General features: G+C 75.7%; 1 protein-coding gene. It reads left to right on the top strand.

All coding sequences use genetic code 11. From position 1 onward, the window contains the following. Positions 1-181 precede the first annotated feature (181 nt). A partial coding sequence (locus tag ABZ641_RS38315) for a DUF6777 domain-containing protein (protein WP_359989284.1) occupies positions 182-1206 on the top strand: 1025 nt, incomplete at its 3' end.

Raw genomic sequence — 1206 nt, 5'->3', positions numbered from 1 at the left:
GCACCCCGGCGGACCGGGCGGTGCCGGCGGCCGGGGCGGCCCACCGAGCAACGCCCGCACGGTCGTCACCGGCGGCGGGGGAGACTCCGGCGGAGGAGGCGCAGGCGGAGGAGGCGCGGGAGGTTCGAGCGCCGGCGGCGGCGGGCACCGGCGGCCGCCCTGGTGGCGCAACCCCCGGACGGTGCTGCCCGCGGGCATCGCCGCCGTGGTGCTCGGCGTCGTCCTCGGCCTGGTGCTCTCCGGGGGCTCCGGCTCCACCGCGGCGGCCCAGCCCGTCGCCCTGCAGCCGGCCGGCTCCGCCGGGCAGGCCCCGTTCACCGACTCCGTCGCCGGACAGAACGCCGCCCCGACCGCCGGTGCGACCGTCGCGCCGCCGACCGGCGGCAACCGCAGCGGCGGCGACGTCGGCCTCTACGGCGGCACCATGAACGTCGCCAGCTGCGACGTGCCCAAGCTCAGCGCCTACCTCGCCGCCAACCCGGACAAGGCCAAGGCCTGGGCCGGCGTCGAGGGCATCGAGCCGAACCAGATCGACGGCTACCTCAAGGGCCTCACCCCGGTGGTGCTGCGCGCCGACACCCGCGTCACCAACCACGGCTACAGCAACGGCCAGGCCACCGCCTACCAGGCGGTGCTGCAGACCGGCACCGCCGTGCTGATCGACAACCAGGGCGTGCCGCGGGTCCGCTGCGCCTGCGGCAACCCGCTGACGCCGCCGGTCGACCCGGGTGCCCCCGCCAGCTACAACGGGCAGCCCTGGGCGGGCTTCAACGGCCACCAGGTGGTCACCGTGACGCCCGCGCCGCAGCCGATCCAGACGGTCGTCCTGGTGGACCCGAACGGCACCGCGTTCGGCCGGCCGACCGGCGGGACGGGCCACAACGACACCACGAACGTGACGATGCCGCCGACGACGTCCTCGTCCTCCGGCTCCCCGTCCACCCCGGGCTCCTCGGGCTCCTCCGGCTCCTCCGGCTCCCCGTCGAGCGGCTCCCCGTCCTCCGGCTCGCCGTCGACCTCCACGCCGCCCTCGATCCCGCCGAGCTCCGGCCCGTCCGGCTCCGAGTCCGGCTCGCCGTCGGCGCCGCCCAGCTCGGCGCCCGCCTCGAAGGGCGGGAGTAGTTACTCCATGGTGCCAAGGCATCCACCGTGCGCCCTTAAAAACTTGGCCACAGATGCTCGCGTCCACTGTGCAGTTCTCAAACA

The organism is Kitasatospora sp. NPDC007106, from assembly GCF_040634455.1.
Taxonomy (GTDB): domain Bacteria; phylum Actinomycetota; class Actinomycetes; order Streptomycetales; family Streptomycetaceae; genus Kitasatospora; species Kitasatospora arboriphila.
The sequence above is the reverse complement of the archived record's forward strand: the minus strand, read 5'-3'. Positions and strand labels throughout refer to the sequence as shown.